Source organism: Actinobacillus genomosp. 2, assembly GCF_029773605.1.
Classification (GTDB): Bacteria; Pseudomonadota; Gammaproteobacteria; order Enterobacterales; family Pasteurellaceae; genus Actinobacillus.
In genome coordinates this window covers 666,809-681,237 of record NZ_CP103807.1, presented here as the reverse complement: position 1 = coordinate 681,237, position 14,429 = coordinate 666,809, and the positions used below count along the sequence as shown (strand labels likewise).

Here is a 14,429-nt window from a genome sequence, read left to right as displayed (position 1 = left end):
TCTTGCTTGACATTGACAATCAAAAGTCGCAAAATTTGCAACGATTTTTTAATAATCTTCAGGGCAGGGTGAAATTCCCGATCGGCGGTAAAGTCCGCGAGCCGAACGAAAAAGGTTTGGCAGGAACTGGTGAGATTCCAGTACCGACAGTATAGTCTGGATGGAAGAAGATGAAATAACCGCGTAAGCGGTGGTTTTTCCTATCTTTTTTACAAGCCTTGAGATCGAAAGATTTCAAGGCTTTTTTCATCATTAGGGTAAACACGCTTGTAATGTGTTTTCCTCTGCCCTCAAATAGTTTCAAAACAATGACGGATTTAGACTATATGCGCCGTGCCATTGCACTGGCAAAACAAGGTTTAGGCTGGACGAATCCCAATCCGCTTGTCGGTTGTGTAATTGTCAAAAACGGTGAAATCGTTGCCGAAGGTTACCATGAAAAGATTGGTGGCTGGCATGCGGAACGTAATGCCATTTTACATTGTAAGGAAGAGCTTTCCGGGGCGGCTGCTTATGTAACACTTGAGCCTTGTTGTCATCACGGACGCACGCCTCCTTGTTCGGATTTATTAATTGAACGAGGCATTAAAAAAGTATTTATCGGTTCAAGCGATCCGAATCCTTTAGTGGCGGGGCGAGGAGCAAGTCAGTTACGCCAAGCCGGTGTGGAAGTAGTAGAAGGTTTACTCAAAGACGAATGTGATGCGTTGAACCCGATTTTTTTCCACTATATTCAAACTAAACGCCCGTATGTGCTGATGAAATATGCTATGACGGCAGACGGCAAAATTGCAACTAGTACCGGGGAATCCAAATGGATTACCGGTGAATTGGCAAGAGCAAGAGTGCAACAAACTCGCCATCAATATAGTGCGATTATGGTGGGAGTGGATACGGTGCTTGCTGATAATCCGATGCTAAATAGCCGAATGCCGAATGCGAAACAACCTGTTCGGATTGTCTGCGATAGCCAATTACGTACACCGTTGGATTGCCAGTTAGTGCAAACAGCGAAAGAATATCGTACTGTGATTGCAACCGTTTGTGACGATTTGCGAAAAATTGAACAATTTAGGCCGTTTGGCGTAGAAGTATTAGTGTGTAAAGCTCGAAACAAGCGGGTAGATTTGCAAGATCTTTTGCAAAAGCTCGGTGATATGCAGATCGATAGCCTGTTATTAGAAGGCGGTTCAAGTTTAAATTTCAGTGCGTTAGAAAGCGGTATCGTGAATCGAGTACATTGTTATATCGCACCGAAATTAGTCGGTGGTAAACAAGCGAAAACCCCAATCGGCGGCGAAGGGATTCAACAAATTGATCAAGCGGTTAAATTAAAATTGAAATCGACCGAACTCATTGGTGAAGATATTTTGTTGGATTATGTAGTCATCTCCCACCTTTAACAAAGAGGGGGGATCAATAATGAGGAAATTATATGTTCACAGGTATTATTGAAGAAGTCGGTAAAATTGCTCAAATTCATAAACAAGGTGAGTTTGCGGTAGTGACCATTAATGCAACAAAGGTATTACAAGATGTTCATTTAGGCGACAGTATTGCGGTGAATGGCGTATGTTTAACCGTAACGTCTTTTTCAAGCAATCAATTTACTGCTGATGTGATGTCGGAAACGTTAAAACGTACTTCATTAGGTGAATTAAAACCGAATAGTCCGGTGAATTTGGAACGCGCAATGGTGGCAAACGGGCGTTTCGGCGGACATATTGTTTCGGGTCATATTGACGGCACCGGTGAAATTACTGAAATCACACCGGCACATAATTCAACGTGGTATCGTATTAAAACCTCTCCAAAGTTAATGCGTTATATTATTGAGAAAGGTTCGATTACCATTGATGGTATTAGCCTGACTGTAGTCGATACTGATGATGAAAGTTTCCGTGTATCGATTATTCCGCATACGATTAAAGAAACCAATTTAGGTTCGAAAAAAATCGGTAGTATCGTCAATTTAGAAAATGACATTGTCGGTAAATATATCGAACAGTTTTTACTGAAAAAGCCGGCGGATGAGCCGAGAAGTAATTTGAGTTTAGATTTTTTAAAGCAAGCGGGATTTTAAAAATTGTAGAATGAGGACACAGGCAGTGTGTCCCTACTGATAAAAATGTATAGGAAAAGAAGATGACAGATTTCCAATTTTCAAAAGTAGAAGAGGCGATTGAAGCCATTCGTCAAGGCAAAATCATTTTAGTGACCGATGACGAAGATCGCGAAAACGAAGGCGATTTTATTTGTGCGGCAGAATTTGCCACAACGGAAAATATCAATTTTATGGCAACTTACGGTAAAGGTTTAATTTGTACACCGGTTTCAATGGAAATTGCTAAAAAGCTAAATTTCCATCCGATGGTTCCGGTTAATCAGGACAACCACGAAACCGCATTTACCGTTTCAGTCGATCATATGGATACGGGAACGGGTATTTCTGCTTTTGAACGTTCAATTACCGCAATGAAAATTGTAGATGATAATGCTAAAGCAAGTGATTTCCGCCGCCCAGGGCATATGTTCCCATTAATCGCAAAAGATGGCGGCGTGTTAGTACGTAACGGTCATACCGAAGCAACTGTGGATTTAGCTCGTTTAGCCGGTTTAAAACACGCCGGTTTATGTTGTGAAATTATGGCAGATGACGGCACAATGATGAGAATGCCTGAGTTACAAAAATTTGCCGTAGAACACAATATGCCGTTTATCACAATTCAACAATTACAAGAATATCGCCGTAAGCATGATAGCTTAGTGAAACAAATTTCTGTGGTAAAAATGCCGACCAAATACGGTGAATTTATGGCACATAGTTTTGTTGAAGTGATTTCAGGTAAAGAACACGTTGCGTTAGTCAAAGGTGATTTAACCGACGGTGAGCAAGTATTGGCACGTATTCATTCGGAATGTTTAACCGGTGACGCTTTCGGCTCTCAACGTTGTGATTGTGGTCAGCAATTTGCCGCAGCAATGACACAAATTGAAAAAGAGGGCAGAGGGGTTATTCTCTATTTACGTCAAGAAGGGCGTGGTATTGGTTTAATTAATAAGTTACGAGCTTACGAACTGCAAGATAAAGGGATGGATACGGTTGAAGCGAACGTTGCTTTAGGTTTTAAAGAAGACGAGCGTGAGTATTATATTGGTGCGCAAATGTTCCAGCAGTTAGGCGTGAAATCGATCCGTTTATTAACCAATAATCCGGCAAAAATTGAAGGCTTAAAAGAGCAAGGGTTAAATATCGTTGCACGTGAGCCGATTATTGTAGAACCGAACAAAAATGACATTGATTACCTCAAAGTGAAACAGGTAAAAATGGGACATATGTTTAACTTCTAACTTTAACAACCGTATGTAATGTGAAGGACAAAAGAGTCCCTACTATAAAAGAATACAAACGGTCACTTTTTTATAAAATTTTGCATATTTCGAGAGGACAACAAAATGGCAAAGATTACAGGTAACTTAGTTGCAACAGGTTTAAAATTCGGTATTGTAACCGCACGTTTCAACGATTTTATCAACGATAAATTATTAAGCGGTGCAATTGATACATTAGTGCGTCACGGTGCGGATGAAAGCAATATTGACACGGCGTGGGTACCAGGTGCATTTGAAATCCCATTAGTGGCGAAAAAAATGGCGACCAGCGGTAAATATGATGCGGTAATTTGTTTAGGTACAGTAATTCGTGGTTCAACTACTCATTATGATTACGTATGTAATGAAGCAGCAAAAGGTATCGGTGCTGTAGCATTAGAAACCGGCGTACCGGTAATTTTCGGTGTATTAACCACAGAAAATATCGAACAAGCAATCGAACGTGCGGGTACGAAAGCAGGTAACAAAGGTTCAGAATGTGCATTAGGTGCAATCGAAATGGTAAACGTATTAAAAGCGATCTAATTTTTTCGTTTACAAGTTAAGAAAATAAGCGGTTATTTTTATTGGATTTTGTGAATTTCCCAGTTAAAAATGGCCGCATTTATTTTGCCTTATATGTTCTCCCTTAATTGTGGTTTTGATAATGCTTGTTGGAATTTAACCGTATCAAGCGATAGCTGGATATTTAATGAACCTAAAGAACTCATTGCAAATCCCCATAAAAAAAGCCTGCATCAAGCAGGCTTCTAAAAATAAACTATTTGAATTTAACGAAATAAACGCTCAAAAAATTCCAAAACTCTTACAAATGACTTAGTTATAGCTAATAACGCAAAATAAACAATAATGCCAATCCCTAAACTATAAAAAGCAGCTTCTAATTTCGATAACCCAGCAGGAAACGGATGAGAGATATTATAATGTGTAGAAACATAAATAATAGAAAAGAGAATAGCTACGCTGCTACAAATTAGCAAAGCCATTGCAAACATTCCTTTTAACCCCCATTTAAATGTAGCGATAATATCTTTCATTGTTGCAATCATATATATTCTCCTTATATAAAATCATACTTTATATATAGGAAAAAAATTAAAATTTCAAATGATTTTGCTACCTTTTCGCTAAATAATCCGCTACGCCATCGTCTTCTACGTCTTCTAGATCATTCCTAAAAAACGGCATAAAGTCGTCCGGTTCAGATTTGGCATCTTTGCTGCTATTAACCACTGCCAACGTATAGGCGATTTGAGCATTACGATAATCATCTCTTCCACTTTCACGACTTACGCCCACTTGGGCGAGCTGGCACGTTCAAGCCGGAACTCCACTCTTCACATTAAAAGAGCTTGGCGGTTGGGAAACGTTGGAAATGGTAAAAAATACGCTCATTTAAATGCAGATCACTTTCTGGAACACGCAAACAAGGTTGAAATCTACGGTACATTTACGGAACATTCGCAAAATGAACCAAAATTAAAACTCGTTGCTTAGACTATAAGTGATTGATTTTAAAAGGATTAAATGGCACGCCCTAAAGGATTCGAACCTTTGACCCACGCCTTAGAAGGGCGTTGCTCTATCCAGCTGAGCTAAGGGCGCAATGAAATAGATAAGGAAGAAATATTTATGAGGATAAAGTGGTCGGCGAGATAGGATTTGAACCTACGACCCACTGGTCCCAAACCAGTTGCGCTACCAAGCTGCGCTACTCGCCGACTGAAAAGTGATTTTTATTATAGACTTATCTTAACTCCCGTCAATCTCTTTTTTTAAGATAGAGAATTGATTGCTTGAACTTTGCTCATTAATGCAAATAGAACATAGACCTATATCTTTCTTGCAAATCGTTAGTTTTCTGACACAATAGCAAACGTTTGCAATTCATATCAAAATCAGAGGAGAACCGATGTCCGCACAAATTATTTCAGGCACGAGTGTCGCAAAACAAGTGAAAGCAAATATTGCTGAGCAAATTCAAGTTTATACGGCACAAGGAAAACGTAAACCAGGGTTAGCAGTGATTTTGGTAGGCATGGATCCTGCCTCTCAGGTTTATGTAAATAGCAAGCGTAAAAGTTGTGCAGAAATTGGTATTGAATCGAAATCTTATGATCTTCCGGCAGAAACCAGTGAAGCAGAATTATTAGCGATTATTGAACAATTAAATAATGATGAGTCTATCGACGGCATTTTAGTGCAATTACCGTTACCAAAGCAGATTGATGAGACTAAAGTTACTGAAGCGATAGTGCCACATAAGGATGTGGATGGCTTTCATCCTTATAATGTAGGACGTTTATGTCAAAAAATCCCAACTTTGCGTTCTTGTACACCCTATGGTGTGATGAAGTTATTGGAACAAACCCAAGTAAAATTGCATGGTAAACATGCTGTTATTGTAGGAGCATCAAATATTGTTGGTCGCCCAATGGCGTTAGAATTACTTTTAGCAGGTTGTACAGTGACAGTTACTCACCGTTTTACATTAGATCTTGAAAGCCATATTCGCCAAGCCGATATTTTAGTAGTTGCGGTAGGTAAGCCACAATTTATTACTGGTGATTGGATAAAAGAAGGTGCAATTGTTATCGATGTAGGTATTAACCGCTTAGGAGATAAGTTAGTTGGTGATGTAGAATATGAGGTAGCAGCACAAAAAGCGAGTTTTATTACCCCTGTGCCTGGTGGCGTTGGTCCAATGACGGTTGCGATGTTGATGCAAAATACGCTTCAGGCTTACCAAGCTCATTTACAAGCGGTTTAATTTTAATTTATTTTTACATAAGCCTCTTTTTAAAAGAGGCTTTTTTATCTGAATTTCTTTTGTTTTTTCTTACGCAAACGTTTGCGTAAGCATAAAATGCTGTTATAATTAAGTTAAATTATTGTTAATAACCTCTAAATGGAGCTTCCATGTCATTCTTAGATCGTGAAAAAACGATTGCACCTCTGCAATTTAATCGCTGGCTTATTCCTCCTGCTGCACTTGCAGTACATTTATCTATCGGACAAATTTATGCTTATTCGGTATTCAATGCGCCACTAACGAAAGTTATTGGTATTACTCAATCAGTTGCTGATGACTGGAAGCTAACAACCGTTGGTTGGGTATTTAGTATTGCTCTTGCGGTATTGGGTGCTTCAGCTGCACTTTTTGGTACTTGGATGGAACGAGTAGGACCTCGTAAAGCGATGTTTGTCGCAACTATTTGTTTTAGCTTAGGTTTTCTTGTGGCAGCATTGGGTGTACACACCCACAATCTATGGTTGCTATATTTAGGGAACGGTGTGCTGGGTGGTATTGGTTTAGGACTCGGTTATATTGGTCCTGTTTCAACGTTAATGAAATGGTTTCCGGATAAACCGGGTATGGCAACCGGTTTAGCTATTATGGGTTTCGGTGGCGGTGCGATGCTCGCTTCACCGATTTCTGTTGCATTAATGGATTTCTTCAGTAATCCAACCTCAGTTGGTATTATGGAAACATTTCTCGTTTTAGGTGTGTTCTATTTTATCTTTATGATGTTCGGTGTATTCACTATTCGTTTACCGCATCCAGAATGGAAACCGAAAGGTTTTGTCGATAACAAACCTAAAAATAAATTGGTCAGCTCGCACAATGTAGGCGTAAATAAAGCAATGAAAACACCACAATTTTGGTTGCTATTTTGGATTTTATGCCTAAATGTAACGGCAGGGATTGGCGTACTTGGTCAAGCATCGGTAATGATTCAGGAATTATTTTCCGAAGTTTCGGTCGGTAAACAAGCTGCTATCAGTACCTTAGCCGCAGCTGGATTTGTCGGCTTACTCAGCTTGTTTAATATGGGCGGACGTTTCTTTTGGTCGAGTATTTCGGACAAAATCGGACGTAAAAACTTATACTCTATTTTCTTCTTATTGGGATCGGTACTTTACTTTCTGATTCCGTCATTAGGGGAGAGTGGCAATAAAGCCTTATTTGTAATCGGCTTCTGTGTGATTATTTCAATGTACGGTGGTGGCTTTGCCGCGATTCCTGCCTACTTACGTGATTTATTCGGTAGTTATCAAGTTGGAGCAATCCACGGTCGAGTATTACTTGCGTGGTCTACGGCTGCAGTAGTTGGTCCTGTACTCGTAAACTATATTCGCCAGATGCAAATTGATAGTGGTGTACCGGCAGCACAAGCATACAGCATTACAATGTATATTATGGCAGGTTTATTAATTATTGGACTGATTTGCAATTTAAGCGTGAAAGCCGTGCATGAAAAACATCACGAGTTACCAATTAAAGAAGCAGCATATAGTGCAAAACCAAGCGATGAAACCGTGATTTCAGATACTTATTTGGTTGCAGAAGAAGTTGCTCACGGTGGCTGTATGGTGTGGTTACGTTGGATTATTGTTACTGTTCCACTTGCTTATGGGGTGTTAATGGTATTCGCTAAAGTCGTGGAACTGTTTTAATAACGTGTTGTAGCTTTTTAGAAAGTTTAACTGCTTATTGAATAAAAAACCCCGTATCAAGTACGGGGTTTTGTTTGAGTCACAAGCGGTTAAATTAAACCAGCTTTTTGTAATGCTGCTAATACAGTTGGTTGAGCATTTTCTGATAAGGTGGTTAATGGTAAGCGTAAATTCGGCTCACTAATTAAGCCTAATTTATAGGCTGCCCATTTTACTGGAATTGGGTTAGCTTCAATAAATAAATCATGGTGTAATGCCATTAAGCGTTGATTAATCGCTTCCGCTTCTTCAAATTTACCGGCTAAGGCAAGTTCACACATTTTTGCCATATCTGCTGCAGCAACATTATTGGTTACTGAAATTACACCTTGACCGCCGAGTTTCATTGATTCAAAACCGGTTGCATCATCGCCACTTAAGAAAATAAAATCTTCACCGGCTAATTGTTTGATTAATGGCAGGCGAGTTAAATCACCAGTTGCTTCTTTGACACCAACAATATTTGGAATCTCAGCTAAACGACCGATGGTTTCCGGTTTTAAATCGCTACCGGTACGGCCTGGTACGTTATATAAAATTTGTGGTAAATCAGTACATTCAGCGATTGCTTTATAGTGCAAATACATGCCTTCTTGAGTTGGTTTATTATAATAAGGTACAACACTTAAACAACCTGCAACACCACTACCGTTTAATAATTTTGTCATTGTGACAGCTTCGCTGGTTGCATTTGAACCAGTTCCGGCAATAACGGGAATACGTCCTGCAGCAAATTCCACGGTTTTCTTGATTGCCTTAACATTCTCATCAATACTCAATGTGGTTGATTCACCTGTTGTGCCGACCGATACAATACCGTGCGTACCGGCTTCAACGTGATATTCAACTAATTTTTTTAATTCATTGTAATTTACTTCACCATGGGTCATTGGGGTTACTAATGCAACGATACTGCCGTGAAATAGTGGGGTTGCCATAATCATCTCCTGTATTTTTTTGTTATGTGCAAATTTCTTCTTAGCTTGCAAAATTCGTCTTAAATATGCAAGTATTTTTTGCGGAGAAGCGGTAAAATTTTCGTAAAAATTAGCAAATAAAAAATAAACCCGACATTATATTGCGTATGTCGGGTTATTTTTAATCATATAGACTTTTATCCGATTCTTGTGGGCGAGTTTTAAAACGTCGATGAAGCCACATATATTGGCTTACTGACTTCAGAATCTCTGCTTCTACAACTTTATTCATTTTGGTTGCAGTATCAAGCTCGTTTTCACATTCACTAAAATCAACCTCGGGACTAATTTTAACGGTATATCCAGAAAAATCCGCATTTCGGATTGGGCTAAAAGGCACCACAACAGTATTTGGTGCTGAGCGTAATAACATTCGAGAGCCTGCTGTTGTACAAGCCTCTGTAACCGCAAAAAATGGTGCAAATACGCTATTTTTTCTCCCATAATCGTGATCCGGTGCATACCAAATGGTGTCTCCTGCTTTTAAAGCTCGAATCATTCCTCGCAGATCCTTACGATCAAGCATTGCCTTATTTGAGCGTACTCTGCCTCGAAATTGAATCCAATCCAATAGCGGGTTATCATTCGGTCGATAAACGCCCACACCTTGATGATGAAGTCCCACAATACGAGCCCCCATTTCTAATGTAAGAAAATGCACGCCAACAAATAAAATGCCCGCCCCTTCAGGCTGATTTTTAAGATGTTCTAAGCCTTCAATCTTAGACCACTTTAGGATACGTTTGTCCGACCAAAACCACGCCATACCGGTTTCAATAATCGCCATACCGACGGATTCAATATTTTTCTCTAGAATCTTTTGAATTTGCTCGTTTGAATAATGTGGGAAGCAGAGTTCTAAATTACGGCGAGCAATACGCATTCTACGCTTACCGAAACCCAGTTTGGCAAATAGTTTTCCAAGCCCTTTGCCTACTACAACCAAGGCAGGATAAGGTAAACACAAAATTAATTTAAATAGGCCCAATCCAAGCCAAAGCCCCCAATATCTAGGGTGTAAAAACCGCCATTCAAATGGAGGAATTTTTTTATTCTCGGTCATTTTCCGTTATCCTTCTGTTTCGGATAGATTATAAGCAAAAACACAGGAAAAGTGTTAACTAGATCAAATTTTTAAGTTTTACTTCATTTTTTGACTTGCTATTTTGGAGTAAAAGTCATATTTTGGAAACAACTTAATAACCCCTTCACAAAGAGGAAAATGCTATGACAATCAATATTTCAAGTAAACAAATGGAAGTTACTCCTGCAATCCGTACCCATATTGAAGAACGTTTAGCGAAACTTGAAAAATGGCAAACTCAGTTAATTAATCCGCATTTTATGATTCATAAATTGCCAAATAGTTATGAAGTTGAGGCTTCGATTGGTACTCCAGTTGGAGAACTTTTTGCGAAGGCTGATAATGAAGATTTATATAAAGCAATCAATGAAGTAGAAACTAAACTGGAAACGCAATTAAATAAATTAGTGCATAAAAACGAAGCTCGCCGTACAGATACAACATTAAACGTATAATGTTTTCTAGGTAAATTGATAAATCGCACCTTAATAAATATAACGAATTATTAAGGTGCTTTTTTATCTCTATTTAATATAACGTTTCTTTCTCATACCAAATTTTATTGATATAGAGTACGCTTTTACCTAATGGCGTATCAACTTTAATTTCATCATCAACTTCTTTGCCAATTAATGCTCTAGCAACAGGGGAATCAATCGAAATCCAATTTTTAGTCGGATTAAATTCATCACAACCGACAATTCGATATTGTTTTGTTTCACCTTGTTCGTTTTCTAGCTCAACCCATGCACCAAAAAAGACTTTGCCTTCTTGTTTGGGGTGATAATCCACAATTTGTAACACTTCTAAACGTTTCGATAAAAAACGGACTCGTCTATCGATTTCTCGTAAACGGCGTTTACCGTAAATATATTCTGCATTTTCGCTACGATCGCCTAACGCAGCTGCTTCGGAAACTGCTTGGGTGACTTTAGGGCGTTCGTCTTTCCATAAGAATTTAAGCTCTTGATCTAAGACTTGCCAGCCACTACGTGTAATATAGTTTGATTTCGCCACCGAAATTCCCTTAACTTGAAAATTCCATAATACCAGATACTTTACCTTCATTATTCAAGGCAATAAGCGAGTGAACGTGAAGCTCCTTCATCAGTTCTTCCGCTTTTGCTAGATAAGTATCATCAGCAATGGTTTTTGGTTGTTTAGACATAATTTGTTCTGCTGTTTTAGCTAAACTCTGTGTACCAAATTGAGCGAGTGTACGGCGAATATCGCCATCGGTAATAATACCTTTTAATTCTTCGCCTTGCATAATTAACGCAACGCCCATTCTTCCTTCGTTCATTACACTCAAAATCGTGCTGAAATCTGCATTTGGTTGGGCAACCGGTAGTTTGGTTTGCATGACATCTTTTACGCGATTAAGTAGTTTGCGACCGAGGCTACCACCGGGTGGAAACGCGCGAAATCTTCTGCTTTGAAATCTCTAGCATTGATTAATGCAATTGCTAACGCATCACCTAAAGCCATTGTAACCAGTGTCGATGTTGTTGGTGCCAAATTATTAGGACAGGCTTCTCGTTCAACACTAATATTAAGAATAAGATTGGCGTGTTGGGCGAGGGTTGAATGAGGATTGCCGGTCATTGCAATAATTTTATTACCAAAACGTTTTAAACTGGGTAAGAGTTTAATGACATCGTCTGTTTCACCACTATTAGAAATGAGAATGACAACATCAATTGGTTTTAACATACCTAAATCACCGTGGAACGCTTCGGTTGGATGTAAATAGAAACTTGGTGTACCAGTAGAAGCAAAGGTTGCTACCATTTTTTGTCCTACTAAACCTGATTTTCCGATCCCTGCTACCACAACACGTCCTTCACAGTTTAAAATCATTTCAATCACTTGATTAAATGTACTGTCTAAACGCTGATTAAGTTGGCTAATCGCTTGACTATAAAGACTGAGGGTTTCTTTCGCACACTCTAAGTAATTCATATAAGTTCCTAAATGGCAAAGTAAATAAAATTAATCGTATTATACACAAAGCAATAGAAAACCGCTTGTTTTACGCTAATTTAGCGGAACAAGCGGTTATGTTTTCCGGAAATTTTACAACACGATTATTGGGATAAAAGCATATTAGCTAGGGTTTTCATACCTAAACCGGTTGCACCGGCAGCCCATAAATCACTGGCTGTTTTGCGGAAAGTTGCAGAAGCATCAATATGGAGCCAATTTTGAGCATAATCTTTAACAAAGTACGATAAAAATGCGGTTGCGGTACTTGCTCCGGCACCGACCGGTACAGACCCGATATTGGCAATATCGGCAAAGGATGACGAGATTTGTGAGCGATGGAACTCTTCAAACGGTAAACGCCAGAATGGCTCGTTTTCCGCTTTTGCCGCATTGAATAAGCGAGCGGTTAATTTATCGTCCATTGATAATGCTGAATGATAGTCATTGCCGACTGCTACTTTTGCCGCACCGGTTAAGGTTGCCGCATCAATGATAAATTGTGCATTTTGTTCGCTTGCTTCAATTAAACCGTCCGCTAATACTAAGCGACCTTCCGCATCGGTATTCAGCACTTCTGCGGTTACTCCATTGCGATATTCAATAATGTCGCCTAATTTAAATGCCGTACTGCTTACCATATTTTCCGCACAACATAAGTAGAGTTTTACACGTTGTGTTAAGCCACGACTGATCGCAAAGCCTAAGGCTCCGGTTAATAAGGCAGCCCCACCCATATCGGTACGCATTGTACTCATTGAATCACTTGGTTTAAGGCTATAACCGCCAGTATCAAAAGTAATCCCCTTGCCGACTAAACAAGCAAGCACCGGTGCATTAATATCGTTACTTGGATTGAAATCCAATTTGAGTAGTGCTGGTTTATTTGCCGAACCTTTGCCTACTGTCCAAATACCGTGATAGCCGTGTTGTTTTAATGCTTCACCACTAATGATTTCTGCTGATACCGCATTTTTGCCAAGATATTGTATTGATTGTTTGCTAATAAACTCCGTTGCTTTTTGAGCTAAATTTTCAGGAGTAAGGGTCTCGGAAGATTCATTAATTAAAGTGCGAGTAAAATTAGAACAATATACACGTGCATCAAATTCAGACTGTTGTTCAGCTAAGTCGGGGTAATTTACTGTACCAGCATTACGGATACTGGTAAAACCTTGGTGGAATGCCCAACACTCTTCTAATCCCCATTCTGAGCCGATCAGCGTTACATTTAGTATGCCTTGATTCTTTATTTTTCGTGCCGCACGTTGAATGGTGGTTAATGGTTCTTTTTGTAGATGGATGGTCATACCGTGTTGATTGGCAGATAGAATTGCATTTTTTCCCCATTGTTCGGGTGCTGAGAGTTGTGAAAGCGTAATATTCATAGTGGTCATTTTTATATCCTTTTACATTAGTGTAAGCGGTCTGATCCTAGCAAAAATTTGTAAACAGAAATAGAAAAAAGACCGCTTGTCGCGGTCTTTGGAAAGAAACATCAGGAAAGGATTATTTGCCGTCCCAAGCTTTGATTGCTCCGTGGCGAATATCTACACGGCTTTTTGCATCACCTTTATAATAATTTTTATCTAAACCGCCTTCCCAGTCACCATAGTTCGGATTTGGTAATACGATGAATTGTTTGCCGAATTTATCTTTATTTGCTGAAACAAAGTCACGACGTTCAGCATTTGATTTTTTATAGGTCGCATCGCCGAAGTCATTGAGGTTATCACCTAGGTAAAGTACGATTTCATAACCTTGTTTTTCAATCTCTTCAAAGCGAGGAGTTTTGTTTGATTTATCTTTTTTAAGGAAAAGCGTTTGTTCGCTCACTCCATTGAAACCTAATTCTTTCATATCATCAATGGTTGCGGCTTTTTCGCTGCTATCTTTACGGTTAGATACGTAGAACATTGTACCTTTATGGCTGTTTACATAGTTATTAAATTCTACTGCACCGGCAATCGCTTGAGTTTGGCGTGCATTTACCCAACGAGTCCAGCTCTCTCCATCAAATGCGTGATGATTTTTTACTTGCCAGCCAGCATATTGGCTGTTATCTACCATCGTTTCGTCTAAATCAACGACAACCGCTTTTTTCTTACCTTTTGCCACTTTAGCGTGATCAAATGCAACTTTCGCTGTATTGAATGCTTGATGAGCAAGTGCTTGGTATTCACCGGATTGTTGTACCCAGTTAAGTCCTAAAGTTGCTTGTTCTTGTAGAATCATTTCATCGTGTTTCGCATCGTTATGATTTGCACAAGCACTCAAAATAAATGCAGAGGTTAATGCAATACTGGTTAATTTAAACAATTTCATTGTTTTCTCCTTCGTTTTCGTTCCTTTGAGTTACTCTTAGCAGAATAAGGCTAAAAGTGTGTGAAGATTACAAAGAATATCAGCGATTGTCTATTCACATTTTGAAAAAATTCGGGTAGCCTTTAGTTCCTTTTAACTTAAATCAAATTTAATTCTAAAAATAAGGACAC

At 39.1% G+C, this 14,429-nt stretch carries 14 protein-coding genes, 2 tRNA genes, 2 pseudogenes and 1 riboswitch; of the genes and pseudogenes, 8 read left to right on the top strand and 10 right to left on the bottom strand.

The genetic code is table 11. The annotated features are described in order from the left end of the window. Positions 1-50 precede the first annotated feature (50 nt). Positions 51-176, top strand: a riboswitch (FMN riboswitch). A 132-nt stretch (positions 177-308) separates the two neighbouring features. The 4 genes from ribD to ribH all read left to right on the top strand — a co-directional run bounded on the left by ribD (position 309) and on the right by ribH (position 3,918). Then, complete coding sequence (ribD, locus tag NYR60_RS03410) at positions 309-1,403, top strand: bifunctional diaminohydroxyphosphoribosylaminopyrimidine deaminase/5-amino-6-(5-phosphoribosylamino)uracil reductase RibD (RefSeq protein ID WP_279467745.1); 1,095 nt, start codon at positions 309-311, stop codon at positions 1,401-1,403. Positions 1,404-1,435: 32 nt separating this feature from the next. Beyond that, positions 1,436-2,083 carry a riboflavin synthase gene (ribE, locus tag NYR60_RS03405; RefSeq protein WP_279467744.1) on the top strand — a complete coding sequence of 216 codons (648 nt, stop codon included), beginning with the start codon at positions 1,436-1,438 and terminating at the stop codon, positions 2,081-2,083. A 62-nt stretch (positions 2,084-2,145) separates the two neighbouring features. After that, positions 2,146-3,351 carry a bifunctional 3,4-dihydroxy-2-butanone-4-phosphate synthase/GTP cyclohydrolase II gene (locus NYR60_RS03400; protein WP_279467743.1) on the top strand — a complete coding sequence of 402 codons (1,206 nt, stop codon included), beginning with the start codon at positions 2,146-2,148 and terminating at the stop codon, positions 3,349-3,351. A gap of 105 nt (positions 3,352-3,456) precedes the next feature. Continuing rightward, positions 3,457-3,918 (top strand): 6,7-dimethyl-8-ribityllumazine synthase, encoded by a 462-nt coding sequence (gene ribH / locus NYR60_RS03395; RefSeq protein ID WP_279467742.1) that lies wholly within the window; start codon positions 3,457-3,459, stop codon positions 3,916-3,918. A gap of 245 nt (positions 3,919-4,163) precedes the next feature. Here ribH and NYR60_RS03390 read toward each other — a convergent pair whose 3' ends face one another. Both NYR60_RS03390 and NYR60_RS03385 read right to left on the bottom strand, forming a co-directional pair. Further along, positions 4,164-4,442, bottom strand: a complete 279-nt coding sequence (locus tag NYR60_RS03390) for a hypothetical protein (RefSeq protein WP_279467741.1) — start codon at positions 4,440-4,442, stop codon at positions 4,164-4,166. Between the two features lie 67 nt (positions 4,443-4,509). Then, the gene (locus NYR60_RS03385; protein WP_279467964.1) at positions 4,510-4,626 is read right to left on the bottom strand and encodes a hypothetical protein; all 117 of its coding nucleotides are present in this window, start codon (positions 4,624-4,626) and stop codon (positions 4,510-4,512) included. 41 nt (positions 4,627-4,667) lie between these two features. Between NYR60_RS03385 and NYR60_RS03380 the strand changes: the two are divergent. After that, positions 4,668-4,890, top strand: a pseudogene (locus NYR60_RS03380) (tyrosine-type recombinase/integrase); the annotation flags it as partial. Between the two features lie 31 nt (positions 4,891-4,921). On the opposite strand, the gene NYR60_RS03375 reads toward NYR60_RS03380, so the two are convergent. Together NYR60_RS03375 and NYR60_RS03370 are read right to left on the bottom strand one after the other, a co-directional pair. Beyond that, a tRNA-Arg gene (locus NYR60_RS03375) sits at positions 4,922-4,998 on the bottom strand. A gap of 39 nt (positions 4,999-5,037) precedes the next feature. Then, a tRNA-Pro gene (locus tag NYR60_RS03370) sits at positions 5,038-5,114 on the bottom strand. A gap of 191 nt (positions 5,115-5,305) precedes the next feature. Here NYR60_RS03370 and folD point away from each other — a divergent pair. Together folD and NYR60_RS03360 are read left to right on the top strand one after the other, a co-directional pair. Then, entirely contained in the window at positions 5,306-6,163 is an 858-nt protein-coding gene (folD, locus tag NYR60_RS03365) for a bifunctional methylenetetrahydrofolate dehydrogenase/methenyltetrahydrofolate cyclohydrolase FolD (protein WP_279467740.1), read from the top strand. A 149-nt stretch (positions 6,164-6,312) separates the two neighbouring features. Next, positions 6,313-7,851 carry an L-lactate MFS transporter gene (locus tag NYR60_RS03360; RefSeq protein WP_279467739.1) on the top strand — a complete coding sequence of 513 codons (1,539 nt, stop codon included), beginning with the start codon at positions 6,313-6,315 and terminating at the stop codon, positions 7,849-7,851. Between the two features lie 89 nt (positions 7,852-7,940). Here NYR60_RS03360 and dapA read toward each other — a convergent pair whose 3' ends face one another. Together dapA and NYR60_RS03350 are read right to left on the bottom strand one after the other, a co-directional pair. Further along, positions 7,941-8,834 (bottom strand): 4-hydroxy-tetrahydrodipicolinate synthase, encoded by an 894-nt coding sequence (dapA, locus tag NYR60_RS03355; RefSeq protein ID WP_431831748.1) that lies wholly within the window; start codon positions 8,832-8,834, stop codon positions 7,941-7,943. 154 nt (positions 8,835-8,988) lie between these two features. After that, positions 8,989-9,930: a Kdo(2)-lipid IV(A) acyltransferase gene (locus tag NYR60_RS03350; protein WP_279467737.1), complete on the bottom strand. Its 942-nt coding sequence runs from the start codon at positions 9,928-9,930 to the stop codon at positions 8,989-8,991. Positions 9,931-10,094: 164 nt separating this feature from the next. Between NYR60_RS03350 and hpf the strand changes: the two genes are divergently transcribed. Further along, positions 10,095-10,406: a ribosome hibernation-promoting factor, HPF/YfiA family gene (hpf, locus tag NYR60_RS03345; RefSeq protein ID WP_279446580.1), complete on the top strand. Its 312-nt coding sequence runs from the start codon at positions 10,095-10,097 to the stop codon at positions 10,404-10,406. Positions 10,407-10,479: 73 nt separating this feature from the next. On the opposite strand, the gene greB is transcribed toward hpf, so the two are convergent. The 4 genes and pseudogenes from greB to NYR60_RS03325 all read right to left on the bottom strand — a co-directional run bounded on the left by greB (position 10,480) and on the right by NYR60_RS03325 (position 14,259). Next, positions 10,480-10,968 carry a transcription elongation factor GreB gene (greB, locus tag NYR60_RS03340; protein WP_279467736.1) on the bottom strand — a complete coding sequence of 163 codons (489 nt, stop codon included), beginning with the start codon at positions 10,966-10,968 and terminating at the stop codon, positions 10,480-10,482. Between the two features lie 10 nt (positions 10,969-10,978). Next, positions 10,979-11,913, bottom strand: a pseudogene (locus NYR60_RS03335) (KpsF/GutQ family sugar-phosphate isomerase). Positions 11,914-12,038: 125 nt separating this feature from the next. Further along, positions 12,039-13,331, bottom strand: coding sequence for an aminopeptidase PepB (gene pepB / locus NYR60_RS03330; protein ID WP_279467735.1), 1,293 nt, complete (start codon positions 13,329-13,331; stop codon positions 12,039-12,041). Between the two features lie 112 nt (positions 13,332-13,443). After that, positions 13,444-14,259 carry a 5'-nucleotidase, lipoprotein e(P4) family gene (locus tag NYR60_RS03325; protein ID WP_279467734.1) on the bottom strand — a complete coding sequence of 272 codons (816 nt, stop codon included), beginning with the start codon at positions 14,257-14,259 and terminating at the stop codon, positions 13,444-13,446. Positions 14,260-14,429: the final 170 nt, after the last annotated feature.

Coding starts and splice junctions, on each gene's coding strand:
- ribD (WP_279467745.1), top strand. CDS start 309: ATGACGGATTTAGACTATATGCGCCGTGCCATTGCACTGGCAAAACAA.
- ribE (WP_279467744.1), top strand. CDS start 1,436: ATGTTCACAGGTATTATTGAAGAAGTCGGTAAAATTGCTCAAATTCAT.
- NYR60_RS03400 (WP_279467743.1), top strand. CDS start 2,146: ATGACAGATTTCCAATTTTCAAAAGTAGAAGAGGCGATTGAAGCCATT.
- ribH (WP_279467742.1), top strand. CDS start 3,457: ATGGCAAAGATTACAGGTAACTTAGTTGCAACAGGTTTAAAATTCGGT.
- NYR60_RS03390 (WP_279467741.1), bottom strand. CDS start 4,442: ATGATTGCAACAATGAAAGATATTATCGCTACATTTAAATGGGGGTTA.
- folD (WP_279467740.1), top strand. CDS start 5,306: ATGTCCGCACAAATTATTTCAGGCACGAGTGTCGCAAAACAAGTGAAA.
- NYR60_RS03360 (WP_279467739.1), top strand. CDS start 6,313: ATGTCATTCTTAGATCGTGAAAAAACGATTGCACCTCTGCAATTTAAT.
- dapA (WP_431831748.1), bottom strand. CDS start 8,834: ATGATTATGGCAACCCCACTATTTCACGGCAGTATCGTTGCATTAGTA.
- NYR60_RS03350 (WP_279467737.1), bottom strand. CDS start 9,930: ATGACCGAGAATAAAAAAATTCCTCCATTTGAATGGCGGTTTTTACAC.
- hpf (WP_279446580.1), top strand. CDS start 10,095: ATGACAATCAATATTTCAAGTAAACAAATGGAAGTTACTCCTGCAATC.
- pepB (WP_279467735.1), bottom strand. CDS start 13,331: ATGACCACTATGAATATTACGCTTTCACAACTCTCAGCACCCGAACAA.
- NYR60_RS03325 (WP_279467734.1), bottom strand. CDS start 14,259: ATGAAATTGTTTAAATTAACCAGTATTGCATTAACCTCTGCATTTATT.